Here is a 25,341-nt window from a genome sequence, read left to right as displayed (position 1 = left end):
CACAAAACCTACCTAGGCTCATGTTGATGGCAATATCCATTGGCATTTCTTGTCATATGCTTACAACGAGTACCTTTTTTGGTGGTCCCTTTGCACTGTACAGACCTAGAAACTTCACCCTGCGCCTCTCCAGGTTTTATCCCTAACCCACTATGAGCCGTCCCCACAAAACCTCTTGGCTTAGTTTGCCCAGGATTACATTGCGTACAGGCACTAAGACCCATTTTTTGGGCATCAGCAATGCTCAATGCATTTGAAACATTCTTGACATAACGACACGTTGCAGTATGGTATTTACTGCCGGATGGCGTTTTATAAACTGTCTGCGCAGAGAGGCAGAAAGTTGACAGCACAAAAAATATACAGATAAGATACCTCAAGGTTACAATTAGTTTACACAAAGATAAAACAAGAATCTACATTCCCTCAATTAATTGCATTCAACATGAAGTAAGCCTAGAAATTTGGAGCATAAAAAAACACCCCTGCAAGCTGCAGAGGTGTCCATATCTTTATTTTAGTTGGCTGTTCCTGTCAAGGATTCAGGCTGCCAATCTCTAATCGTTACATTCCCGAGTACCATTCCAATTTTTGCAATATCAAGATCTATGGTATACTCCTTACCAGCTTCAAATGCTAAACCAGCATTGGCTTTCCAAACAAACACATCAGTCCCAATACTGAAACTTACCGAAAAGTCTCCAGCAGCTGCAAATGTTTCTGGAAGAACGATCGCCTCATAACGGCTACCCAAGGTTTTTCCAAAAGGCTCAATAGTGGCAGGGGTATTTTGATTGCTGATCACTCCAGTGGCCAAACTAAAGTCAGCCAAAGTATTCATGCCAGACATCGATACTCCCATATCTTCCCATTCCTGGCTGCTATCATCCATTCCGCTACCTGCCGATGTCAGGATGACTACCTTTGCCAGTTTATGCTCAAATTCCAGTGGAACCATCGTTGCAGAAGCTTTATCATAACCTACACCTACATTATCAACTTTTGTCCATAATAGATCATTAGACGCAAGATCAGTCTGGGAAGAAAGGTCGATGGCGAAATTACCAAGATTGGTTATCCCTGCTTGATAAGGATAATAGGCAATAAAGTCAACTTTACTGCCAGATACTGGAAAATAAATCTCCTGTCCTGTTGCAGCGTTGAAGTTGTATCCGTCTGCAGTTTGGTATAATCGGTTGCTCATGGCATTATAGATATCCGTGGTGCCATTGTTTACCATAAATATCCCTATTTGATCATTTGTGTTCCAAGTCGTTGTGATCCCATTGTTGGCTGTTGCCTTTTTCATTCCGGCGTTGAAGTTGACCACCTGCGAGGTCTCTTCCTTCAGGTTGTCTACCTTGCTACAAGAACTGATCAGGATCCCTGCAAGTGCGATAGAGGTTATTAATTGGATTTTCATCTGCTATAGAATTATATTTTTCCTTAATTGACTATTCTGTTTATTCCATATGTTATTGCCACAGGCTTACATCCCGGCAAAGCTATCACAAGCCCCAATGCTGGGGCTTGCGAAAAACTGATGTTCAGATCAATTTATGCAAGAAAGAACACCATATTGTTCAGGACAGGTTAATATCCCCTGTACCTATTCATTAATTTGCTGTACCCGATCTAGTTTCTGTTTCCCAATCTGTGATGGTTATACCACTCAGGTTCACACCAGTTTTTTCAATATCTAGGCTAATGGTATACTGTTTTCCAGCCTCAAATTGCTCTCCAGCTGCCGCTTTCCATACAAATACATCTGTACCGACTGTGAAACTGATCTGTAAATCACCTGCAGCAGCAAAGGTTGCTGGAAGCACGATGGCCTCATACAGTGCTCCTGCTGTCTTTGCAAAAGGCTCCACCGCAAGTGCTGCACTTGGATTACTTAGGGTACCTGTCGACAGGTCAAAATTGGCCGCAGTATTCATACCAGTAACCTGTACTGTCATATTAGCCCAATCCAAACTGGTATTGTCCATACCGGTTGAAGCATTTGGAACAATAGCTATCTTGGACAGTTTATGTTCAAATTCCAGTGGAACCTGCCCGGCCGTACTTTTATTATAACCATTGTTACCATTGTTCACTTTTACCCAAAGCAAATCATTTGCAGCAAGATCGGCCTGTGTGGAAAGATCAATATCATAATTATCTCCTAATGCAGTAATACTTGCTCTGTACGGATAATATGCAATAAAATCCACCTTGCTATCAGATACCGGGTAGTAGATCTCATGGCCTGGCTGAGGAGCAAAAGCAATTCCGTCACTAGTCACAAATAACTTATTTGCCATACCACCATAAACATCTGCGGTGCCTGTATTCAGCATAAATATCCCTATCTGATCTCCGGTCTGCCAGGAACTGGTTATTCCATTGTTTATAGTCGCTTTCTTCATTCCTGCAGTAAATCGTACTTGGTCAGAGGTTTCTTCCTTAAGGTTATCGACCTTACTACACGAGCTGATCATTAATGCCACAAGAGCAATGCTGGTTAATAATTGGGTTTTCATCTTTTATTGTTTTGAATTTCAGTTCTGTTAATAATTATCTTTTTTCTATTGTGTTTGTATTATTCATTACTCAATCAAAAATTCGAGTTTTATTATCTTTGCTTCCCCAGCCCTGAGCTGAACAACCTTTGGAAGTAAATATTTTTTTGTACCGGCGGTACTCGTTAATGTTATTATTTCTTTTGAATTCGGCAGGTTATGAACTGGCAAATAAGCACGATACGTAAATTTGGTTGAATAATCTGGGGACGAAGGTTGCTCTACCCTATACAGGTAATAGGAAATATTTCCATTGATATTCAATAAACTATGATTATATAAATTCAACATTGCCATTCCTATATTAGAGGTCACTGAAACCTCCAAACTTTGATCTGGTCCCGTTCCTGCCCCCGCTCCCTTAGATACTTCTATCTGCAGCATAGACAACCTATGGGTAAGAACTAATTCAACATCCCCTCCTTTTACCACACTCCCTACTGCGCCTGACATCAAGTCTGATTTTGCAAACCCATTCAACCCTTCATTTATGGAGCTTGGATAAAAATGTATTTGCAATGGATCTAGAGGATTTTCTACGGAGGCATCAGGTTGATATGGGTAATATGCATAAAAATCATAATTAGCGGCTCCACTTGGCCACGCTATGTCTCCATCCCAGCCCGTACCATTGTAGGTGAGTTTAGCGTTGTGGATCGGATTGCCTGAAGCAACCAAATTTGTTCCTTGAGCAGCACCAAACACCCCAATCTCATCCCCTACTTTAAAGGTAGTTGTGAAATCAGCACTGGATGTTGGGTGTACCGTGGCTTTCTTTTCCTTTCCGTCATTGATGTTAACCTTAAAATTGATCTTCTCTCCCCGTGGTGTTGGTCCATCCTTTACCTTGCTACAACCAAAAATTAGCAGAACCATGGAAAACATGATGATTTTCATAGGTTGGAAGTATATCGTTCTTCTTTTCATTACTTTCATTTGTTTTATTAGGAATACCTATTAAAATCGCGGCTTTAACAGGATTTGATTTTATACGGCTACCAAGCCTGGCCCGAAGCACTTTGCTTGACCCAGTCCTTGATACTAACTTTAAATCCTGCAGCTGTTTGGGTTTCTACTTTTGCCTTGAGTTCCAGTGGGATATGTTTGTCCGTGTTTGCATCTGCGAGCAGCTCAGTCATGTCTGACTCCATGGATACATCTTCAGGTACCCCTTGGTCAAAACTCAAGGTTCCAGAAATCATCTGTTCCCCTCCTTGCACGCCAAGAATGCGCACCACAGCCTTCCACGTGCCGTCTGCCTGCTTCTTGAAGGCTAACGGTACGATACCCGGACTCCCTGAGGGTACATTGCCCTGTAGGTTCCAAGCTGAAGCTATGCCCGATAGTTGAGCTTGGATCAAACTGATGTTGGACGCACTCCCTCCCTCTGGTTCTAGGATAATGGTCAATTGCCGAACCTGTTGTTGCATGACAGCGGTTGCTTCTAAATTAGATTCATTTGCATATTGAAGTTCCCCCGTCGCAGAAAAAAGCCATTCAGGCATGGGGATCAATTGTCCGTTTTCAATATGCTGTTTAGCAATCCCAGCTTCAATGTTAAATCCGGAAGCAAGGTTATGAGCTAGATAGGGATAGGTACCGGGAAACAGTTCCGGCAAATCAGCCTGGCCTTGGCCAAAGGAATGTACTTTGCCATCAAGAATGACTTGGTAACTGCTAGGGATTGAAATTCCCTCTGTTCTTTTTTCCCAATCCGTCTGCAACAGGTACTGCCCCTGTTCGGTCAGTTCTAGCCTACTACAGGAAGGAAACATCAAGCTGACCAGGATAACGATATATAGGCACCTCGCTAGACAAGGTCCTTTTCGTGTTTTTTGAAAATTTTTCTCCATTTCATTTAAGGTTTAATTGGTCCGTCTTGAAAAGCTAATGCTGATTCCTGTTGGTCCCCAATAGGTTTTGTCAGGAATGGTTGCTGTACGGTAGTGCTCTCCATTTACATGGCGCATCTTTTCCACTTTGCTAAATTGAAGGAAACCAAGCGTTAGCCCGATATCGATCATCAGCTTTTTCCCAGCAGCATACTGCTTTCCGAAAGTAAATCCCCCTCCCAAAAAGTGGCCTTGTTCATTGGAGATGTTATAGTCGCCGATTGTACCTTTCAGGCCTATGTAGGCATCCCGCAAATCATTTGTGTAATAACGCAGTTGAGGAGCGGCATACCAGTTACGCCAGAAATGGTCATTGCCATTACGCTTGAAGTTCCAGTGGGAAAGTCCCCCATCGGCCAAAATGCCAATTCGATCAGCAGCACGATATTCCACCCCCAGATTGGGAACAAGTAAAAGCCAGCCCAGCATATTACTGCGGACATTGAAACTTCCAGGCTTCGAACCTTCGAGCATTTTGACTTCCTGACCCTTGACCGGATTCAGCAAAAGGCAAAACATAAGCATACAGAGTGATCCTCGGATCATTTTAGTTTTATTGGTCATTGGTTTGGTATGGTATAGTATCAACATTATCAATACACAATAATGTTGGAATTATATTTTATTATGAAACTAATATATTAATTATAAATAAACTTACAAGTAATTTATTGAAATTTTTAATAAAATCAAGGCAAAACCATTCTTAATAATGTTTTACGCAGCATACATTTATTTTTTTTTAATAAAACACCCGTTTATAGTTTTGAACAAGGAATATTGGGATATGATTATGACTAATCACAAGCTTCATACACTGAAGACTGAAAGGATAATTTACTTTGATGTTTTCAATTTTGCCTTTTATTATTGGATAAGCCTTTCATTTGTACCGCTACTTTTGAAAACAAAAAAGTTCGCCTAAGCGAACTTTTTAAACTTTTTATTTTTTAATAAGAAAATATTGATATTCACAAAATTCTAGCAAAACTTCATTTTAACCAGAAATGAATACAGCGCATAAAACATCTATTGAGATTGATTTAATTAGTTGCTTCTACCACAATCTTCGTTACACTAATTTCATTATTCCAACCTCCATCGATGGGCAATTCCTTCCCATCCATCCAGTACGTATCAAAATGATTCCCTGATTCTGGGGAATAGGCTCCTATAAAAACACGGTCATTCTTCACATATAGATCATCGATAATTTTATGCTGTTTGATTTCTTGATGGACTTTCCCATTTTTCCAAACCACGATCTCACCTTGATCATCTAAGCTAAAACTTGCAGCGATATAGGTATTTGCTCCTTCAACAAAGAACTTGACACCGCTGATGCTTCCTATCTCCCTATCTGATTTTAATTTGATGGACTGAAAGATCTTATTGTTTTTATAAACTAAAAAGGAAGGTAAATCTGTACCTCTGTTAGAGATTATGGTGGTAAATAAATATATATCCTGCTGATTAAAAGCCATATCTGAAATCATTTCAGGAGATTTCCGTTCTGTGTATATCTTACCATTTTTCCAAACGAGGGAGATACTACTCCTTTGGATGACATATACATCATTATTTACACCGGTAACCTTTTCAATAATTGGTTTTTTACCATCTTTCTTTTCCAGATCATACAGCTTTCCGTTTTTCAGGATATCGATAGCATGTACCTTCCCATTTTGGTACCAAGTCCTTTTGACATAAACATCCTTGGCATCCGATACAAATATTTGGTTGCCTGCAGAAAAGGTATTTTGCTCAATGACATTCTTCTTCCCATTCAACCAATACATAGGTATCCGAGAGCTAACATCATCTCCAACCCTTCCTTCATACCCAACAGCATAGAGATCTGTTCCTTTAAGATAGGCACTCAACACAGCCCCACCATTTTCAGCTCCTTCTAGATAATTAATTTTCCCGTTATACCAATATGCCGGTCTTGAACCTAATGCATCCCCTTCATTTGTGCTATGGCCAAACATATAAATCTTCATGCCATCATAAGCTGGATCATAGCTTTCAGGAGAATCACCCCCATCCTCTTTTTTGTCCTTTTTACAGGAACTTAATGTGAACAGGACCGTACCGATCAGAATAAATAGGGAATAAATTGTAAAACTGTGTCTTTTCATAGTGTGAGCTTCAAATATTGGAAGCTTCCTATTTTGAGATAGGAATTCTTCCTTACATTATTCAAATGAACACAAATATGCCCAGGATTTATCACAGTTAATAAAACCTGGGTGGCGAAATTATATAAATTGACCAGTTAAAGGATGAAAAGCACAGTTTAAAAAACTTGTTTCAGCACATTATCGATATAGAAGATAATAGATTATCCATCTACCCATTTAGCCGCTCCAGCATCTTTAAGCGTACTTCCGTCTGATGGTGGATTAATTTATCATAATCTGAGGCCTTATCTGTAAGCTTTATGGTTACTACAAAAAGCTCGATTGAAAGGAAAAAGAAAAAGAATAATAGATAGACTATCAATCCAATTTTAGAACTGGTAATAACCTCGTGCAGAATATTCAGTTCATCAATAAATCCTGATGATTTCCTTAGGTCTTTTTCCTTATTGGCCTTGATGGAATCCAAGGATCCAAGAGTCTTGAATTTCTGACCATTCAACAGGTTGATCTGTTCATTGATCTGCTCCAACTCCTTTTTCTTAGGATTTTCATTGACCATTTTATTGGTTGAATTTGTACTGTTGATCCGGTTTCCTTGATTGTCCCGGGTGACGGAGGTATTGGTATAGGAAGTAACGATCACTGGATTTTTCTGTAAATCATCAGAAACTACCTTTTGCCTAGCTTCCAATTGTTCAATGCTCGCATCTATATTTTTTACCTGCTCATCGATGTCTTTCTCCGAATTATTAATGGCGATTTTCACGCGGTCTTCCATGACCTGGGTTTTCCTCAGCTCAATATCATCCTTAAAGATAATTTGGTCCAAAATAAATGAACCCAATATGGCCATGACCAATGCCAAACCAACACGGAAGGTCACGGACCATTTATTGACTTTCGTAGAAAGTATGATGATCCTTTCAATCTGTATCACCACAAATGCAGCAATGAGAGATGCAAGAATTCCGCCCACGACACCCACATGCAGGTATCGAACAGCAAAGGAATAAGCAATAAACATCCATACCAGGACGATCAACAATACTGCAGAGGTGAATTTCTTTACCGCCTTTGAGCTCTGCTCACTGGAATGTTGGACAAGGTAATAGTTATAACCCGTCAGGAAACATCCAAACTTAAGCCAGGGATTCTTTTTCATGTTAAAACTCTTTAGCTAGTAAGGTCCTTTGGGTTATGGAAGCCAATCCTTTGGTAAAACCTCTTTTATAGGCCAAGATCGCTCTTTCAAATAAGCCAGAGTCGGTCTTAAGCGACTCTTCAATATCGCCCACCTTTCGCATATGGTTTTCCAAATCCTCCTTTTTGGAATTGAGCTCCTCAACTAAATCCACTAAACCGGATCTTTTTCGAGAGTTTATATGGAATTCCAGTTCTTTCAGGAATGAATCATGATAAGTCTTGACCTTTGAAATGATGATTTCAAGATCAAATTTAATTAGCCTTAGATTATCTTCTTTATATTTTTCATCTGGACTGGTCAATGCATCATTGAAACCTTTGGACTCAAAATCGGACTGTAGATAGGCATAAATGGTATTGATACCTGTGAATGAACTTACTGGCGAAGTCCAATCTTGATTGATGTCCTTTTCCACAAAGATATCCTCCGGAATTGGTGGCAGATGACCATTGAGCAAAGCATCTTCAGGTGAACTTTCTGATTGTTTTTTCTTAAAAAAATTAAATAGACCCATTAGATTAAATGTATTTGGTTGGTATTTTATATTTACGGTGCCCTCGTTTATGGCACAGCGCACAAAGTGTGATCAATAGATTACTGGGATAGTCCCAAGGCTCTTTGAACTGGTTGAGCCGATTGATGAAATGATATTGCCGGTGATGGACCTGCAGTTGATGAACATCCTGACAGATGACACACTTATTATTGTCCCTTTCCAGAATTGCTTTCCGCTTCTGCTTCCACCTGATATCAAACAATGAGGCGCCATAAGTACCGTGTGTATCTGGAGTATTCATCGAGAAATAAATTAATAATTGACTGTGTTACTAATTAGTTAGGACTAAAGTAAGAAGACTTATCTAATATTTTTTTGCCATGGATTAAAAATCAATCTTTTGCATGGAATAAATAAATATTTGTAGTCAATCCATTATTTTTTCAGAAATTACTCAATTTCAATTATTTTTCTTTGTAACTTAATCTATTCTTAATAGATATTACTTAAAATTGATAAGAAAAATTATCAATCCTTACTTGCATTTCAACACTAACTTTGCGGTTCACCCAATTTGACGAAACCTCCTGCCGATTCTTAGGATCACTCAGGAACTGTAAATGCTCATTCCCCTAAATTCTCCTGTTACCATTTAAGTTTTAGAGAAGAACAATCCCTTATTCTATTTACCTAAATAATATAGTCATGGAATTATTAGAAAAAATTCTAAGTCTTGATCCGAATTATTTAATAATCGGATTACTTGTCCTTTTTTTTACATTGGAACAGATCAGTTCTAATCCCTTTGCTTTCAAAAAAAGAGGCGAACACCTTGTCCAGAACATTCTATTCCAACTCCTATTGACCTTGATGAATATCTTTTTCGTAGTCATCCAGGTCTATTGCATAAAATGGTTAAACGAAAACAAAATAGGACTTCTCTACCTTGCAGAACTTCCTTTTTGGACAAAGCTTATCCTGAGCGTCATGCTTTATGATTTTTCAACTTATTGGATCCACCGAGCTGCACATAAAGTTCCTCTGCTCTGGCGATTGCACCGGGTACACCATAGTGACACCAGCATGGATTCATCCAGTAGTTTCCGCTTTCACCCGCTCGAAATGATCCTGGTCTATGAAACAGGAAACATCCTTTCCGCTGCCGTATTCGGCACCGATGTCATCGCTTTGGGCCTTTATTACTTTATTCTCTATATCTTCCTGTTTCTGGAACATTCCAACCTACGTTTTCCAAATTGGCTCAACAGATCTTTCGGATTGATATTCGTCATGCCCGACCATCATCGCGTACATCATGACCAAAACCAATTTTATACCGACAGCAATTTTGCCGATATATTTATTCTTTGGGACCGCATCTTCGGCACATTCAAGACTCTTCCCCTCAACAAGATGAAATATGGCCTGATTGAATTTGACAGCGAGGAAAAACAAAGCTTTCTCTACCTTATGAAGAGTCCCTTTATCAATATCAAGAGGGTCAAAGGAGAACGGGATGCTGGATAAACACAGGTAAATTTTAGAGCTAATATCCTCTCATAAACCCCCTGTAATTTATGAATGAAAAAGAAGGGGTTTATTCGAGACATATTCGAGACATATTCGGGAATCATTCGAGATTGACTTGGAAAATATCGAGGAATTTTCCGACCTCTTTGCCAGCTTAACCTGACGCACCTATTCTCGGCCTCGAATGTGACCAAAATGATAGTAATGGTAGGTTGCTAAATTTTCCAAATACTATCCGAACAAGATTAGAACACAAGACTAAAAATAGACCTAATATTAATTGGGTCTATTCTTTTTTGTTTCAAAATTATCCTCACTTAAAACGTAGGTCCCAAAGGCTAGAACAATAAACTTACTTCTATTTCTTGAATTATTTTCATTTACCACCAAACATTAAGAAAATTACTAACCCGCCATTGTCTGTAACTAGAGTAACCAACTCATACTTTTTATATCAGCATATTTGATTTGACCAAGATAAAGGTCAGAGGCTTTAATAATGTTAGGATTAAAAGAAAACAAATATGACTTTCTGATATAAGGATTTGGTTAAGAATGAAATAAACAAAATAATAAGGAAAAAAAATGCCATTTTTATATTATAAATTGATTCATGCAATCAGGCAAACAGCTAAAATGAGTAAGGTAGGTTCATATTCCTTTAAGGCACCTCTTGATATCATTGGTATCAATCCTTTTGTATTTGTTCCTGAGCCCATTCTACATGAACTATTTAGGACCCTGAACAGAGAAAAAGGGAATATCGCATTGAAAGTATCCGTAAACCGATCAAAATACCATCCGCAAACACTATTAAAATACAAAGGAGACTGGAGACTGTACATCAATACCAGCATGCTGAAAGATTCTCCAAAAAGGATTGCTGAAGAATTGACAATTAAGATCAAGTTGGATTTTTCAGACCGAAAGATTGCTATGCATCCTAAGCTTCAGTTGGCACTAGAAGAAAATAAAGAAGCCAAAGCCGTCTTTGATGCCTTAAGCCCTAGTTTAAGGAAAGAAATTGTGCGATATATCGCTACCCTCAAAACTGAAAACAGCATTATTCGAAATACAGACAAAGCTATTGCCTTTTTATTGGGAAAGGGCAGTTTTATTGGTCGGAATAAAATATAAAATCGAAGGGATAGTATTAACCTTTCGAAATCTTATCCTTGAATTTTCCCAACTCCGCATCGATTAGCTGTGGCCATGTCTGCAAACCTTCGCGGATAATCTGTTCGCCAAATGTAGCATCTTCATCCTTCGTCGCTGCGAGAGCTTGCTCTTGCAATTGTTGAAGATATTCTTGAGTAGGTGGCTCTACATTAGTATTCACGTTGCCATTAGCATTTTTATCTTGATTTTCCATATTTAACAGGCTGCAAGAATTAAGCCATGACAGAATTAACTGATATCGATACTAAAATATCCAATTTGTAGAATTTCAATTACATGGAGTTAATCATCAAAATTCTACCTTCATAAAATTTTATTTTATGGGTTATAGGAATGATATTCAGGGTTTAAGGGCCATTGCATTTCTTTTGGTCTTTATATTTCATTTAAACTCAAGTTGGCTTCCCGCAGGATTCCTAGGTGTAGATATTTTCTTTGTGATCAGCGGTTATTTGATCACTTCCATTATCCTTCACAAGAAAGAGAAAAACAAGTTCAGCATCTTGGAATTTTATGAAGGTCGATTAAAAAGAATCGCCCCAGCCTATTATTTCCTGCTCATGGTCATATCCATTGTGGGTTTCTTTATCTATTTACCCATGGACCTTGGACTTCTCCGGCGATCATTGATCACGGCAGGCCTCTTTGTTTCCAATTTCTTTTTTGCTACCGGAGACTCCTACTTTGGAGCAAAACAGGCGGAAAACCCACTGTTGCACACCTGGTCCCTAGGAATAGAAATGCAGTTTTATTTTCTCCTGCCGTTTATCTTAATTTTCTTTAAAAAGAAATACCTACCCTATATCCTTGCCGGAATAATTAGCATCATCTTAGCATATTACCAGTATCGGTTCATGGTCTTTGGTCAAGAAAGTGGCACCTATTACAGCCTTTTGGCTAGGATTCCAGAGTTTTTGATTGGCGCTTTTATGAGCGTCGTCCTAAGCAACGGTCAGGTAAAGAACAAAAGATACAGCCTCCCCCTAGCCCTTTCTGGAGTTTCATTATTGGTCTATGGACTAATGAGTTTAGATGAGAATTCAGCTTTCCCCGGTATAAATTCATTCCTGCCATGCTTAGGGATTGGCTTGATCCTTATTTCAAATGACAATTTCATCACTCGACTCCTAGCATCGAAACCCCTAGTCTATATTGGTACACTATCTTACTCCTTATATCTTTGGCATTGGCCTTTGATGGCATTCCAACGATATAGAGAAGGTGTTTTCGAAGGTCACCAATTTGACTGGAAAGAAATTTTGATCATCAGCATATTAACTTTTGTATTGAGTTGGTTATCCTATACCTTTATCGAAAATTCAATACGCCAAGGAAACACAAAGAAATTCCTGATTAAATTTGCCTGTATCGTGGTTCCATTGGGAATTGCTACCTATAGTTTACATTGGCTTTCCAAAAAGTTCGAAACACCTTATGAATTTACCCAGGCATCCTTTGCAACCGGCTCGCATAATGTGGACCATGTAGATACCTTAGGCGATCGAAAAGACAAGAGGCCCCATGTGCTTTTGCTGGGTAACAGTCATGCTAATTCCATCAAACCTTTATTCAATATCCTTGGCGAGAAGTTTCATTTTTCCATCAACACCTTGACCTCCGATAGCTTTCCTGCTTTGGAAGGAATCGATAAAAGGGAAATTCCAGAGCGAGAAATGTTGTTTTATAATCTTTCCAGGGCCCTTGTTCCGCATACCAAAGAGCTCATAGCCTCCAGCGAAGTCATCATTATTTCTGCAGATTCATTTGATGAATACCACAGTGTGACCAAAGCTGTAGACTCCCTGGCAAAGGCCTTGAAACCCAATCAAAAGTTAGTTTTAATCAACTCCTACCCTATTGTAGACCGAAATCCAGTAAGGATAAACCATGGCTTTGTGAAAAATAGCGACTATAAATTTAAAGTGACGGCGAACAGCCATAGCTTGCATACCATAGACTCCATCGCGCGAGTAAACAAAAATGTACTCATCTGGGATATTTCAAAAGCATCCATATATAATGATGCTCCTTATTACAGGGACACCCTGATTTATTATGATGATAGGCATATCAACCGTCGTGGTGCTATATTATTGGAAAAGGAAGTTGAAGAAAATTTCAGAAAGAAAATTTTACCGGTCATCCAGAACTAGTTCTCTGTTATTTCATTAATTTAGGACTATAACCTGAAAATTCATGAAGATTATCGATAAGCTCGCTTGGATTGAAATAAAGAATGGCAAAATCCTTTCAACAAAATCATACGGCAAGGAAAAATATTATATTCCGGGTGGTAAAAGAGAGGGTGCTGAATCGGATGTTCAAGCCTTGACAAGAGAGATTTCAGAAGAACTACAAGTTCAATTAATTCCAGACAGCATCCGATATATGGGTACCTTTGAAGCACAGGCTGACAGCCATCCAGTTGGGACACTTGTCAAAATGACTTGCTATAAAGCTGGATATACTGGGGAGTTGAAAGCAAGTGCAGAAATAGAATGGCTTAAATGGTTGAGCTATTCTGATCTAGAAAGTGTCTCTGCAGTAGATAAGATCATCTTTAAGCAGTTAAAGGAGCAAGGAGAACTGCTATAATTTTATTTCAAAAAAAATAATTCCAATTTTTTGTAACCTTTTCGCCTTAGCCTTCCACTAATGTATAAAATCAAATATTATGGAAGCATTAGAAGTATTAATTCCAATTTCATTTTTTGCTTGTATTGTACTGTGTACATTTTTTATCAGCAAATATAGGTCAGAAACTATAACCAAATTAGGCGGACCGATTCCGAGAAGACCGGGTAAACCAAATTCTTGGAAGAAAATTGGGGTTGTGGTCATTGGGTTTGCCCTTGGATCTCTATTGTCAGGTCTATTATTTGCCTTTCACATTCTGAATGATTCCGATTGGGATGGTTTTATCATTATTGGGCTCATTTCCTTGACTGTAGGAGTATCATTAATTATTGCGGATAAACAGGACAAAAAAGAAGAGAACAGCATTGATGGATAGTCTTTACATAGACAAAGTTCTTTCTGGAGATCGCCATGCCTTTAGCTACTTTATCAGTACCTATAAAGACATGGCCTTTTCCATTGCTATCTCTATTGTAAAAAATGAACTTCTCGCCGAAGAAGTTGCACAAGAGTCGTTTGTTCAAACCTATCTTTCACTCAGAAATTTTAAGGGCAATTCCAAGTTCAGTACTTGGTTTTACAAGATCGTGGTTCATTGCTCTTACAAAATGATCCAAAAAAAATCCATTCAATTTGTGGAATTAGACCTAGGTCTGCATGATCATCAATTTGATGACCATGCCTTGAAAAACTTGATGATAGAGGAACAGAAACAAATGATAAACGAAGTGCTGAGAAGGCTACCCAGCAATGAAGCCCTCGCCTTGAGGTTGTTTTATCTTGAGGAATTGCCAGCGGCGGAGCTATGTGAAATCACAGGCTGGACCACTGCCAACTGTAAAATCATTCTTTTTCGAGCTCGCAAAAGAATGGCATTGGAACTAAACAAAGAAATAAACAGCATGCCTTATGGAAGATAACAGGGATGACTTCAAAGAGATCATGAAGATGGCAAAATTGGAGATGCCTTTTGATGATTTTGACGCCAAGGTAATGGCAAAGATTGAGAAAATTGAAGCAGAGAAAGAATCAATCAGCAAGTCGAGGAAATATGCATTGATATTTTTTGCAGCAGGTACGCTTTTTGGAATCTGCTTAAACTATCTGGTCACTGAACTGATATTTCCAAAAATCACAGATCTTCAGCTCCGAAATTATTTGGGATTATTCTCCCAGATGCTTTATGTGTTGCTGATCGTTTTGTTCAGCGACAAGATCCTGAAGCTGAGAAGACATATTAAAAATCCCGAACTATAAATTTGCGGTTACCATTGTCTTAAGTTTTTATAAATCCGTCAAAAGTAAAGCCTATTTACATTAATAATTTTTACTTTTATTAAAATTTATTGATTTATGATGGATTTAGATCAGTATAAACTGCTGAAGTTTGTAAACACCAGCATGGACTTTGACAACTATTTCAAGTTGGTAAACGACAGTAAGGTGATGGAAATGATTACGGAAAGACCCTTTGAATATGCAGAAGCTAGAGAGGATTTCAAAAAACTATTGAAATTAAACTCCATCTCCCCAAACTTTGGTACCTTTAAAATAATAGAAAAGAATAAAGGTTCATTTATTGGTTTAGCAAAACTTGAAATTACGGAGTCCAATGCTGACATTGCGGAATTAGGCTACATTATCATTCCTGAATTCTGGGGAAAGGGCATTGCCAGTCAAATAGCCGAACATTTAGTCCAATATTCAAAATCTATAAAAAACCTCAAGGGACTTTTTGCCATAATTGACCCTAAAAATTATGCATCCAAAAAGATCTTAACTAAGAATGGCTTTCAATCTAGGGAATTCCGTGACTTTAATGGTCTCCCAGGGGAAATATTGGAGCTAATATTTTAAATTATTAATGAAGAAAAGTACCAGAAACTACTATGTGCTCACTGGTGGACCGGGAACTGGCAAGACCAGCTTATTAACACAGCTTGCAGAAAAGGGGTTTCCATGTATTCCAGAAGTAGCGCGAGAAATCATCAAAGAACAAGTATTGAACAGAGGTTCTGCTCTACCCTGGGCCGACAAAGAAGCCTATGCCAACCGGATGTGGTCTGAATCTTTGTGTTCTTATAAATTGACCCTACAGCGTTTTGAAAATGAGGTGGTATTCTTTGACCGCGGCTTGTTGGACAGCATTTGCTATATGGAAATGGAGGACATCCAGATCAGTCAGGAAATTCAGGCTGACCTGAGTTCAGCTTTGTACAAAAAGGTATTTATCCTTCCACCATGGGAGGAAATTTACGTAACGGACTCTGAAAGGAAACAATCTTGGGCCGAGGCATTGAAGACCTTTGAATCCATGAAAAATGTTTATGAGAAATATGGTTATGAGACCATTGAAGTCCCCAAATTGTCCATAACGGAGCGGGTTCAATTTATCGAAAGGAATTTATAAAAAAGGCTACCTAAAATATTAGGTAGCCTCTCCATTTTAAATTATTGCCTTAATTTTTAGATTGGTAATCTTTATTTTGAGTCAATTTTGGATTACGTTGAAGTTCATCTAAAGAGATTGGCCATAAAATGTCAGAATCTTTGAATGTAGCTCCAGAAGCATTTTTACCTCCAACTAAGTTTATGTAAGTAACTTTTCCTTTTTCAGTATCTGAAATAACAGGGAATTTACCGGTACGTAAACAGTCGTCCCACATCTTAAACTCAAGTGGCAATTCACGAAGACGTTCTGTCCATACCTCTTCAACAAAGGCAGTTGGAGAAAGAGCCTGAAGTTCCGTTGTGTATTGTGCCACAGTCTTATTGGTTGTGCTTGCACGAGCTTTGATCCTTGCCAGGTAGCCAGCAGCTTCTGCGGTAACCGCATTGGCAGCTTTAGCTGTACTTTCAGCAGCGATCAATAGCGCCTCAGCATAACGGTAGATATTGAAATCTTTGGTACCACGACCAGAAGTCAATATAGCAGCCTCATCTACATAGTACCAAACACCAGCATCATCTGATTTCCATATCTTTCCAGTGTTCGGGTTTTTATATTCCCAGTGGAAAAATTGGTTAGGCTGGATCCTTAAGTCATCTGCTTTGTAAACGTTCAAGAACTTTTTGGTCGGTCCATAAACGCGTTCGAAGATGGCATATTTGTCGAATACAGCAGTAGCTGAAGAGTTGAATCCATAAGTTGGCCACCATCCACTTGAAGAGATCGTTCCGTCAAATTCATACGCATAGATTGACTCTGCTAAGTTATCTGTAGTACGCAACTTGTTGTAGGCACTCTTCAATTTTAAGTCCTCATTTGCTGTCAAGCTGTGCGGAGAATTTACCACCATCTTAGAATAGGTTGCAGCTTCAGCAAATTTACCTTGTTGCAAATAAACATTCGCAAGTGTCATTGCCGCAACATACTTTGTAATACGGTTTTTGTTCTCTGTGAAAGTCACTGCTGGTAATCCATCGACCGCATCTTTAAGATCTTTCTCGATCGCTTGATAAACCGTAGCTACAGGAGAACGCTCAAGATAAAGGTTGTCAAGATTTTCAGTAGGTTCCAAGTGCAAAGGCACATCTCCGAATGTTTTCACCAAATAGAAGTAGTTGAAGGCTCTGAAGAACTTAGCAGTAGCGATCAAGGTCTTCTGTTGGTTGGCATCCGTAAATGGAATCTCAGGGATATGTTTCACGGCACCATTAGCGATATTGATGGAATTGTAACTATCATTCCAAATCGTGTTCATGGTGTTGGATACGATACGGGTGTTTTCCTGTCTGTTCAATAATCTTGAATATTGACAGATTAACTCTTGGTTTTCATAAGAGTTGGTAAAGTACCCCGTTAAAAAGGTAGGAATGGAAGCCGTTGGACCGAGGTATGCACTTCCTGCATTTCCGTATCTTACAGTAGCTCCCCTACGGTATAATGCATTAACATTTCCTATTGCTTGGGCCTCTGTTTTATAGAAGAAATTTAAAGTCTCATTGGACTTAGGTTGTTCCTCTAAAAACTTCTCACAGGAACTCAGACCAAGCACACCTGTCAATAGTATAGCGATTGCAAAATTTCTAGTTTTCATAATAATAATTCTATAGATTATAAGGTCAGGTTAACTCCGAAAGTGAAAGTCTTAGCTCTTGGATAGGAGAAGAAAGTCATGTTCTGACCGAATTTATTTCCTTCACCCAATGAAGTACTTTCTGGATCGTATCCTTGGAAGTCCTTGTTGGTAAACAACCATGGGTTATTCGCACTTGCATAGATACGCAATGCCGAGAAGCCCATTCTGCTAGCTAGGTCTGACTTGAATGAATAACCCAGTTGTAATACGTTAACACGTAGGTATGAACCATCAACTACCCATTGTGAATCCACATTGGTATCCTGTCCAGCGTGACCATTGTTTGTCAAATATATCGCCTGCTGCATAGTACCTGGATTAGTTCCATTGTATGCATCGGTCAAGATAGTTTTCAAACCATTGGTAATACCGAAACGGTCATAGGTCGAGTGGAAGAACTGTTGCATGGTCTCTACTCCGTAAACAAACTGAAGGTCAACGGTTAAGTCGAAGTTCTTGTAGTTCACGGTGTTGATAAAGCTACCCATCCAATCAGGCACACCTTGTCCTAAGATCCTTTGGGTCGTAGAACGTTTTGGTCTACCGATCTTGTTCTGATCGATCTCTCCGTTTTCGAAATCCTGAACGGTATAGATCTTCTCTCTTTCGTAACCATAGAAACTGTTCAAGTTCTCACCTACACGGATGATACTGTTAGGTCCACCAACCCATCCGTTCAATAGGATGTCTTCGTTGTTTTCACCTAATTTCAACACCTTGTTCTTGTTGTAGCTACCGTTCAAGCTGATGTTCCAGGTTAGGTCATCTCTGCGGATCGGATTAGCCGTAACCAATACCTCTACCCCACTGTTTCTAACTGAACCGATGTTTTTCCATACATCATTGAATCCTGTAGAGTAAGGAACCGGTGCTCTCAACAATAGGTCTGTTGTAGTTCTATTATAGTAAGAGATATCAAAGTTCAATTTGTTTTCGAACAAACCTAATTCAAAACCCGCATCATAGGTTTTGGTCTTTTCCCATTGTAATCCAGGGTTACCTAGGTTTCCGACTACATAAGATGGCTCACGGTTACCATTGATCAAAGTAGTACCCGCACCGATCATGAACAATGATGAATATGGATCGATCTCCGAGTTACCGGTAATACCGTAAGAAGTGTGAAGTTTTAAGTTGCTAACTGTATTTTGGTCTCTCATGAACTGTTCGTTGGAAACATTCCATGCTAAACCTGCAGATGGGAAGAAACCATATTTCTTATCCTGTCCAAATTTAGAGGAACCATCGGCACGAGCAGTCAATGTAACTGAATAACGGTCATCGTAGCTATAGTTACCACGAACGAAATACGAGTTCATCGCCCATTTGTTTGTTCCTGAACCTGGAGAACCAGGGATAGAACCAACACCTAAGTTGTTGTATTCATAAGCATCGGTAGTAAATCCTTCCGTACGGGTATTGAAACCGAAATAAGTACGTTCCTGCCAAGATAGACCCGCCATAGCATTTACCCTATGTTTGTCGAAAGTCTTGTTGTAGGTTAGGTACGTTTCTTCTTGCCAATACAGGTCATTCCAGCTGCTCACTTCAGCCCAACCGTTAGGTCTTGAGATGTTGTTCAATAAAATAGAAGAATATCCCCTGTATTCTTTTCTGTGGTTGTCAATACCGAATTGAGTTTTCAGGTCTAAACCATCAGCGATGTGGAAAGTCAATGCCGCATTACCGAAGATTTGGGTATTGTAGCGCATTCTCTTCTGCAAATCCAAGATAGAAACTGGGTTTGCCATACCTTCAAATGCCAATACGTTTGAAACCGTTGAAGATGAAGAGTTAGTGTATTTACCATCAGGTTGGTAGATAGGTAACCAAGGAAGCATCTCGATCATGGTACGACGTGCATCCTGACCACCACCATCCTCTGGTGTATGTTGGCCCCAAGTATGGTTTGCCAATAAGTTTACACTGGTCGATAACCATTCCTTAACTTTAGAATCATAGGCTAACTTACCGTTGATACGTTTGCTGTAGGTATTGTTTACCACCCCTTGGTTTTCGGAGTAGTTCAAGAACGCACCTACCGAAGAATTCTCGTCACCTTGTTGGATATCGATCTGGTGGTTATGGGACAAGGAGTTCCTTGTCGCCTCTTTCTGCCAGTCCGTATTGTACAATGGGTTACCGCTTGCATCGAAGTAGTTCGGGTCATTGAACCAGGAAGTCTTGTTCAGGTTCCAGTTCTTTCCCTGCCATTTGTTTTCGTTCTCAAGACCGATCATAAAGGCATCCACCCATTCCTGACCGCTCAGAACATCCATATAGCGCTGTACAGAGTTGCTGCTCACGGAACCTTGGTAGCTGATCGTCCTTCTGCCATCCTTGTTACCCCTTTTGGTCGTAACCAAGATAACACCGTTGGCACCACGCGCACCATAGATCGCTGCTGATGAAGCGTCCTTCAATACTTCGATACTCTGGATATCGTTCGGGTTCAACAAATGGAAATCTTGCATCACCACTCCATCCACCACGTAAAGTGGGTTTGAAGAAGAGTTGATGGTATTTGTACCACGGATGATCACCCTATTGGCATAGGCACCTGGCTGGCTCGAGTTGGAATAGATGTTGACACCTGGTGCTTTACCCCTTAAGTTTTCTAGGGGACTGAAGCTCTGTGCCTTGATCATGTCCTCTCCTTTAACGTTGGAGATTGAACCCGTCACATCAGACTTTCTCATGGTACCATAACCTACGACTACCAATTCCTCGATCTGTTGATCGGAACTTTCAAGGGAGAAGTTCATGGTAGTAGAACTTACCGTTTTCTCTTGGGATTTGAACCCTAAGAAATTGGCAACGATTACCTGACCGGTATTTGCTGCGATGGAGAAGTTACCATTGTCGTCGGTCTGCGTGGCGGTATTGGTGCCTTTGACAGAGATGGTCACCCCTCCCATAGGCTGGTTAGTACCTGCATCACGGACAACGCCTGAAACGGTCTGTTGCTGCAAATTAGTGGTTAGGACTGCGTTCGGTCCGAAGCTAACATTGGCATTAGCCGGACTGTAACTAGTTGCGAGGAGCACTAAGGGAATAATCCATAGCCTCTTGCCTCTACGAGTAAAATTGTCAGAATTCCACATAAAAATATAGTTAATAATAAATAATGCTAAAACGATTTATAATTTTGGCTCTAAAAATCTCAAATACAGGTTTCCTAATTAAATAACTGTGTTAGGTGTTCTCTTCAATAGTTAAAGTTCATCACGAATTAACGCAATAAATTTGATTTCAGCTATACTTTTTAAAAATTTTATAAACTCTTTCGTGTTTTGTAATAATGGTTAAGGAATGTAAATAGATATAACTAGCTATTAAAATATCTCCTAATAACAAAGCTAATGATTCACAATAGTTAATTTTATCTAATAAATTTACAGGAAAATAATGGAAAACATACACGGAATTGTAGATATATTTCTATATAATTAGTAATTATTAGAAAATGCAATCCAGAAAAAATAGAGGAATTATTTATTCAAAGACAATAAATGGAAGTTTTGGGGAGATATGAAATCATTTAAGACTCAGGATTTCGATGCTAGGAATGAAATATCCTCAACCTCAAGCACATGCTTATTGTAACCATGTAAAGATACGACGATCATCGCTTTGGCGACTTCTTCTAAGGTTAGGAAATAGGTTTTGTTGAATGGCCTCAGGATTGGATACAGGGCAGTAATCAGTTTAAAGATACCCTTGACATTTTTTGCACCAGGGGTTGGACGCATAAATGCAGGACGGAAATTGTACACAGCTTTAAAAGGAAGTTTCATCAGGTCATTTTCAGTCTTACCCTTTACTCTAGCCCACATGGTCCTTCCTTGTTCGGAGCTATCGGTTCCAGAACCCGAAACATAGCAGAAAGTCATGTCTGGGTTAATGGCCAACAGTTTTTTGGCAAAGCCTAATGTAAGGTCATAAGTCAACCTGCTGTATTTTTGCTCATCCATGCCTACGGAAGAAACCCCAGCACAGAAATAACAGGCATTGTACGAAGAAAGATCCTCCCCTACGCTTTCAATATCCTGAATATCGGATAGAATTGCTTGTGATAATTTGGGGTGTTGCAGTGGATATTCCTTTCTGTTGACAATCAATACCCTTTCTACTTCAGGATTGACTAAACATTCCTGAAGCACTCCTTCCCCAACCATTCCAGTTGCCCCAGTAATAATCACTTTTAATTTTTGCATACTTTTTCTAGATTCCAAAATCCTGAATAAAAAATTCTACATAAATTATTCCAAAAATTGGATGTAAAACCACATAAGTTTTAAATCCACATTAATTCTTAAATTGTTTTCTTGCTATTGTTTCGCAACAATTAACTCAAACATATATTGTGGAAATATTATTTACCCAAATGACCTACCTAGAACCCTTTTTATAGGTTAGAGTATGGTATTAATATAAAATTAATTTTACTAGCATGGCTCTTACTTCCCTCTGTACAATCGTGACCCTTCTTTCCTAGCTGGTTCTAATAAAATTTTCCAATGTCTTGATTTCCAAATCCCCAAACAGACCGCAAGAAATAGGAAGTGATTTGCTCTCTCTTTTGAATTAGGTTATTGATTTCGTCAAATTAATAGAAGCTTTGCATACCCCTTGATCCACTATCCTTTTTTTAATACAGTTGTAGACTTTAAACCCTGCGGATTAGGTCTTTCCATGTGTCATACTTGGTAGTTTTGAAAAAATTAAAGAATATTCTTAACCTAGAATAAACTTTTACTCATTTCCATTGTCTATCTTTAAACAATTAGCGCTAGAAGAAATTAAAATAATGCGCATTTAATGCCAACACACTAACTGATAACAGATTATGAAAAATTTCACTTTCCTATCCTTATTCCTATGCTTAAGCTTATTTTTTTCTAGCTGTGAAAAGACCGAAGAAAACATTGATTCCGAAGATCTATCCTTTCAACTTATTGAGAACAATAAGGAGATTAAAGGAAAAGTATCTTTTAATGGTGGAAATGAAAATTGCGGAAAAGTTTATGTTTCGGCCCAAATAGAAGCTGCGGAAGGAAAATATGCTGAAATTACCTTTACCCTACTCTCTAATGGTGAATTGGTATCCGTAAAGTACAACACAAACACTCCAACTGGACATGGCGTTTTCTATTCCCAAACAATAGAGCCTAAAAAATCCTTTTCTATTGAAGATTTTAAATATGACCCACAGAATCAAACGGTCTCTTTTAAATTTAAGGGAAAGGTTTTTGAATTTCCTAATGCCAAATCTGAAAGGGAAATCGAGGGATCCATCCAGGCCAAAGAGATTGGATCTGTGGGATGTGAAGCACTCATTTTTGATATTAGAACCACTAATCCAAAATTTCAATTCTTTTCGACAATAAGCTCCTCTGGTAAATCGCTTTCTAACGTTACGAATGAATATTATGATTACAGGTATAATACCTTTTCCAATTCAGGCCAACATCTGGTATTAAAATTAGAAAATGGCATATCCAGCTATTTGGGTCAAGAAATTGATCTTGATGAAGAGAACCAAAAAAACTGGGTCGAATACATGGAATACATTGGACCTTTTACTGCAAATTACAACTATAGTATAAATCCAGAAGAGTGGAAAAAATTTAAGGTCAAGGGAAAAATCCAATCCCTAAAAAAGCATTCAAATCCTCCAGAGAGTTTTGGAACTTATTACGAGGGACACCTGGTTTTAGATATCTATGACAAGGAGAAACTGATCGTTGAAAATGCTGTCTTACCTTTTGAGGTAAGTAAATAAAATATTCAAGTAAGAGCAAAAAAAAGACATCCAATTTAACTTAAATTGGATGTCTTTTAATTAAAAAGGCAGAATAAATTGCCAAAATCATTAAAAATGTGTTTATTTAAATTTTTATAAATCTCCCTATCAGAATCATTTTCAGGATGAACTAATTATGTCAGAACGTAAGACTTTAAAGGATATTGCCAGAGACTTAAAACTATCAATTTCTACCGTTTCCAAGTCCCTATCAGACAGTTATGAAATCAGTGAGTCTACTAAAAAAATGGTGAAAGACTATGCTGAAAAACATAATTATGTCCCTAACAAGGTCGCTCGGACATTGAAAACAGGCAAGACCAACACGATTGGTGTCATCGTTTTTAATATCAGCAATACGTTTATCTCCCAAGTTCTTGATGGAATCCATAAGGGTTCCCAAATTGACAAATATGATATCATCATTATGCAGAGCCGCGATGATGTCAATTTGGAAAAGCATGCCATTGAGGTGCTAAAGATGCGTGGAATTGACGGTCTGTTGATATCCCCCGTTTCATTCAATTCAAATTATGAGCAGCTAAAGAGTTTACAGGAATCGGGGGTTCCAGTGGTTCTGTTTGACCGGGTAAACCATGACCTGCAAACCCATAAGGTTGGAATAGACAATCAACTGAGCGCCTATGATGCCACCGAACACCTCCTGAACTCTGGAAGGAAAAATATTTTACATATCACGGGTAAAAACATAGGGGTTTCCGAAGCAAGGTTACTAGGTTTCCGGAAATGCCTGAAGGACCATAAGATTGAGTTCGATAATAACTTTTACTTAGAATGTGACTACAGCAAACATGATGAAATCGAAGATTCCATTATCAAAAAACTGAATTATTTGAAATCTACAGGAAATATGGTCAATGCCATCTTTGGTGCAACGGATGACATCACCACCCTGACCTTGGGCATATTAGCTGAAATGAACATCAAGGTTCCGGAGGAGGTTTCGGTCATTGGTTTCTCCAATATCAGGATTCCAAACTCGCTTAACCCTTCCCTTTCCACAGTGGTACAGCCTACAGAAGAGATTGGAATGCTGGCCTTCCAGAAGTTAGTCGAGCTGATCAATGCCAAATACCCTATTGAGGAATATGAAACCATTGAACTAAAGACTAAATTGATCCCTAGGAAATCTTCAGTACTTTAAAAGCAAAATCACCTGCAGCAAAGTACAGGTGTTTGGAATTTTATCTTATAGTCTATATCGTAAACCTATAAAAATCGTGGAAGGATCGATTCCTTCTGCCTCGAAATAAAACTTAGGTTTGTATCCCACAAAAGGAGAAAACTTCTTGATGTCGAACTGCAATCCAGCCTGGGCATTTATGATAATATCATTAGCATCAGTTCCGCGAATCCCTTCAAATCCTAATCCTGCCCCAACAAATACGCTCGGCATCTTTTTCAAGAGCAATACGGTATATAAATAATCGGCACCTATATAGTAAACATCATAATCACCTAATCCTACTTGAGCTTGGATAGCTTGCCTTTCTGTGAAATCATATTTAGCATTGACCGAATATAGCTTGGCATAAGAGGGCGACTCCATGTTCCATTCTAAATGTGCTCCGATAGAAAATGGATTAGACTGGGCATTGGAATGCAAATGGAAAAGAGTAAATAGAGCAAACAAGAAAAGACACTTCGTAATTTTAAGCATAATGATTTGTTAGTGAGTTAATAAATAATCGCCAAATATATAAAAATAACTACATCATCAATACCCATAATTAAGTTAAAATAAAAAGGGAGCAGTATAACCGCTCCCTTGAAAACTAACCCTAAT

Annotated in this window: 26 protein-coding genes; 11 read left to right on the top strand and 15 right to left on the bottom strand. The window is 38.7% G+C overall.

Annotated elements, in window-relative coordinates; translation table 11 throughout:
- Nucleotides 1-8 precede the first annotated feature (8 nt).
- From RT138_RS00200 to RT138_RS00155, 10 genes are all read right to left on the bottom strand, one after another.
- Nucleotides 9-353 (bottom strand): DUF5763 domain-containing protein, encoded by a 345-nt coding sequence (locus RT138_RS00200; RefSeq protein ID WP_313188982.1) that lies wholly within the window; start codon nucleotides 351-353, stop codon nucleotides 9-11.
- A gap of 164 nt (nucleotides 354-517) precedes the next feature.
- The gene (locus RT138_RS00195) at nucleotides 518-1,423 is read right to left on the bottom strand and encodes a fimbrillin family protein (protein WP_313188981.1); all 906 of its coding nucleotides are present in this window, start codon (nucleotides 1,421-1,423) and stop codon (nucleotides 518-520) included.
- Between the two features lie 193 nt (nucleotides 1,424-1,616).
- Nucleotides 1,617-2,525 carry a fimbrillin family protein gene (locus RT138_RS00190; protein ID WP_313188980.1) on the bottom strand — a complete coding sequence of 303 codons (909 nt, stop codon included), beginning with the start codon at nucleotides 2,523-2,525 and terminating at the stop codon, nucleotides 1,617-1,619.
- Between the two features lie 66 nt (nucleotides 2,526-2,591).
- Complete coding sequence (locus RT138_RS00185) at nucleotides 2,592-3,491, bottom strand: fimbrillin family protein (protein ID WP_313188979.1); 900 nt, start codon at nucleotides 3,489-3,491, stop codon at nucleotides 2,592-2,594.
- Nucleotides 3,492-3,559: 68 nt separating this feature from the next.
- Complete coding sequence (locus RT138_RS00180; RefSeq protein WP_313188978.1) at nucleotides 3,560-4,417, bottom strand: FimB/Mfa2 family fimbrial subunit; 858 nt, start codon at nucleotides 4,415-4,417, stop codon at nucleotides 3,560-3,562.
- 12 nt (nucleotides 4,418-4,429) lie between these two features.
- Nucleotides 4,430-5,020, bottom strand: coding sequence for a DUF3575 domain-containing protein (locus RT138_RS00175; protein WP_313188977.1), 591 nt, complete (start codon nucleotides 5,018-5,020; stop codon nucleotides 4,430-4,432).
- Between the two features lie 479 nt (nucleotides 5,021-5,499).
- Nucleotides 5,500-6,597, bottom strand: a complete 1,098-nt coding sequence (locus tag RT138_RS00170; RefSeq protein ID WP_313188976.1) for a hypothetical protein — start codon at nucleotides 6,595-6,597, stop codon at nucleotides 5,500-5,502.
- A 211-nt stretch (nucleotides 6,598-6,808) separates the two neighbouring features.
- On the bottom strand, nucleotides 6,809-7,762 hold the full coding sequence (locus RT138_RS00165) for a DUF4407 domain-containing protein (protein WP_313188975.1): 954 nt from the start codon (nucleotides 7,760-7,762) through the stop codon (nucleotides 6,809-6,811).
- 1 nt (nucleotide 7,763) lies between these two features.
- The gene (locus RT138_RS00160) at nucleotides 7,764-8,318 is read right to left on the bottom strand and encodes a hypothetical protein (RefSeq protein ID WP_185213840.1); all 555 of its coding nucleotides are present in this window, start codon (nucleotides 8,316-8,318) and stop codon (nucleotides 7,764-7,766) included.
- A 4-nt stretch (nucleotides 8,319-8,322) separates the two neighbouring features.
- A complete protein-coding gene (locus RT138_RS00155) occupies nucleotides 8,323-8,601 on the bottom strand; it encodes an HNH endonuclease (RefSeq protein WP_185213839.1) in 279 nt (92 codons plus the stop codon).
- Between the two features lie 404 nt (nucleotides 8,602-9,005).
- Here RT138_RS00155 and RT138_RS00150 point away from each other — a divergent pair, with 404 nt between their 5' ends.
- Nucleotides 9,006-9,827, top strand: a complete 822-nt coding sequence (locus RT138_RS00150; protein ID WP_313188974.1) for a sterol desaturase family protein — start codon at nucleotides 9,006-9,008, stop codon at nucleotides 9,825-9,827.
- Between the two features lie 639 nt (nucleotides 9,828-10,466).
- On the top strand, nucleotides 10,467-10,967 hold the full coding sequence (locus RT138_RS00145) for a YdeI/OmpD-associated family protein (RefSeq protein WP_313188973.1): 501 nt from the start codon (nucleotides 10,467-10,469) through the stop codon (nucleotides 10,965-10,967).
- 16 nt (nucleotides 10,968-10,983) lie between these two features.
- On the opposite strand, the gene RT138_RS00140 is transcribed toward RT138_RS00145, so the two are convergent.
- On the bottom strand, nucleotides 10,984-11,202 hold the full coding sequence (locus RT138_RS00140) for a hypothetical protein (RefSeq protein WP_313188972.1): 219 nt from the start codon (nucleotides 11,200-11,202) through the stop codon (nucleotides 10,984-10,986).
- A gap of 127 nt (nucleotides 11,203-11,329) precedes the next feature.
- Here RT138_RS00140 and RT138_RS00135 point away from each other — a divergent pair, with 127 nt between their 5' ends.
- The 7 genes from RT138_RS00135 (at nucleotide 11,330) to RT138_RS00105 (ending at nucleotide 16,056) form a co-directional block, all read left to right on the top strand.
- Nucleotides 11,330-13,162, top strand: coding sequence for an acyltransferase family protein (locus RT138_RS00135; protein ID WP_313188971.1), 1,833 nt, complete (start codon nucleotides 11,330-11,332; stop codon nucleotides 13,160-13,162).
- 43 nt (nucleotides 13,163-13,205) lie between these two features.
- Nucleotides 13,206-13,604, top strand: coding sequence for an NUDIX domain-containing protein (locus tag RT138_RS00130; protein WP_313188970.1), 399 nt, complete (start codon nucleotides 13,206-13,208; stop codon nucleotides 13,602-13,604).
- A gap of 79 nt (nucleotides 13,605-13,683) precedes the next feature.
- A complete protein-coding gene (locus tag RT138_RS00125; protein WP_313188969.1) occupies nucleotides 13,684-14,022 on the top strand; it encodes a hypothetical protein in 339 nt (112 codons plus the stop codon).
- A complete protein-coding gene (locus RT138_RS00120; RefSeq protein ID WP_313188968.1) occupies nucleotides 14,015-14,566 on the top strand; it encodes a sigma-70 family RNA polymerase sigma factor in 552 nt (183 codons plus the stop codon). The genes RT138_RS00125 and RT138_RS00120 overlap by 8 nt, the downstream gene beginning before the upstream one ends.
- Nucleotides 14,556-14,903, top strand: coding sequence for a hypothetical protein (locus RT138_RS00115; protein WP_313188967.1), 348 nt, complete (start codon nucleotides 14,556-14,558; stop codon nucleotides 14,901-14,903). The genes RT138_RS00120 and RT138_RS00115 overlap by 11 nt, the downstream gene beginning before the upstream one ends.
- A gap of 96 nt (nucleotides 14,904-14,999) precedes the next feature.
- Entirely contained in the window at nucleotides 15,000-15,503 is a 504-nt protein-coding gene (locus tag RT138_RS00110; protein ID WP_313188966.1) for a GNAT family N-acetyltransferase, read from the top strand.
- A gap of 7 nt (nucleotides 15,504-15,510) precedes the next feature.
- A complete protein-coding gene (locus RT138_RS00105) occupies nucleotides 15,511-16,056 on the top strand; it encodes an ATP-binding protein (protein WP_313188965.1) in 546 nt (181 codons plus the stop codon).
- Nucleotides 16,057-16,105: 49 nt separating this feature from the next.
- Here RT138_RS00105 and RT138_RS00100 read toward each other — a convergent pair whose 3' ends face one another.
- The 3 genes from RT138_RS00100 to RT138_RS00090 all read right to left on the bottom strand — a co-directional run bounded on the left by RT138_RS00100 (nucleotide 16,106) and on the right by RT138_RS00090 (nucleotide 21,945).
- Nucleotides 16,106-17,686, bottom strand: a complete 1,581-nt coding sequence (locus RT138_RS00100) for a RagB/SusD family nutrient uptake outer membrane protein (protein ID WP_313188964.1) — start codon at nucleotides 17,684-17,686, stop codon at nucleotides 16,106-16,108.
- 17 nt (nucleotides 17,687-17,703) lie between these two features.
- Nucleotides 17,704-20,832: a TonB-dependent receptor gene (locus tag RT138_RS00095; RefSeq protein ID WP_313188963.1), complete on the bottom strand. Its 3,129-nt coding sequence runs from the start codon at nucleotides 20,830-20,832 to the stop codon at nucleotides 17,704-17,706.
- Nucleotides 20,833-21,276: 444 nt separating this feature from the next.
- Nucleotides 21,277-21,945 (bottom strand): NAD-dependent epimerase/dehydratase family protein, encoded by a 669-nt coding sequence (locus RT138_RS00090; RefSeq protein ID WP_313188962.1) that lies wholly within the window; start codon nucleotides 21,943-21,945, stop codon nucleotides 21,277-21,279.
- Nucleotides 21,946-22,577: 632 nt separating this feature from the next.
- Here RT138_RS00090 and RT138_RS00085 point away from each other — a divergent pair.
- Nucleotides 22,578-23,513, top strand: coding sequence for a hypothetical protein (locus RT138_RS00085; protein WP_313188961.1), 936 nt, complete (start codon nucleotides 22,578-22,580; stop codon nucleotides 23,511-23,513).
- A 157-nt stretch (nucleotides 23,514-23,670) separates the two neighbouring features.
- Nucleotides 23,671-24,699: a LacI family DNA-binding transcriptional regulator gene (locus RT138_RS00080; RefSeq protein ID WP_313188960.1), complete on the top strand. Its 1,029-nt coding sequence runs from the start codon at nucleotides 23,671-23,673 to the stop codon at nucleotides 24,697-24,699.
- Between the two features lie 45 nt (nucleotides 24,700-24,744).
- Here RT138_RS00080 and RT138_RS00075 read toward each other — a convergent pair whose 3' ends face one another.
- Entirely contained in the window at nucleotides 24,745-25,215 is a 471-nt protein-coding gene (locus tag RT138_RS00075; RefSeq protein ID WP_313188959.1) for a hypothetical protein, read from the bottom strand.
- Between the last annotated feature and the right edge of the window lie 126 nt (nucleotides 25,216-25,341).

Origin of the sequence: Sphingobacterium sp. (genome assembly GCF_032065005.1) — a bacterium.
GTDB lineage: Bacteria > Bacteroidota > Bacteroidia > Sphingobacteriales > Sphingobacteriaceae > Sphingobacterium.
The sequence above is the reverse complement of the archived record's forward strand: the minus strand, read 5'-3'. Positions and strand labels throughout refer to the sequence as shown.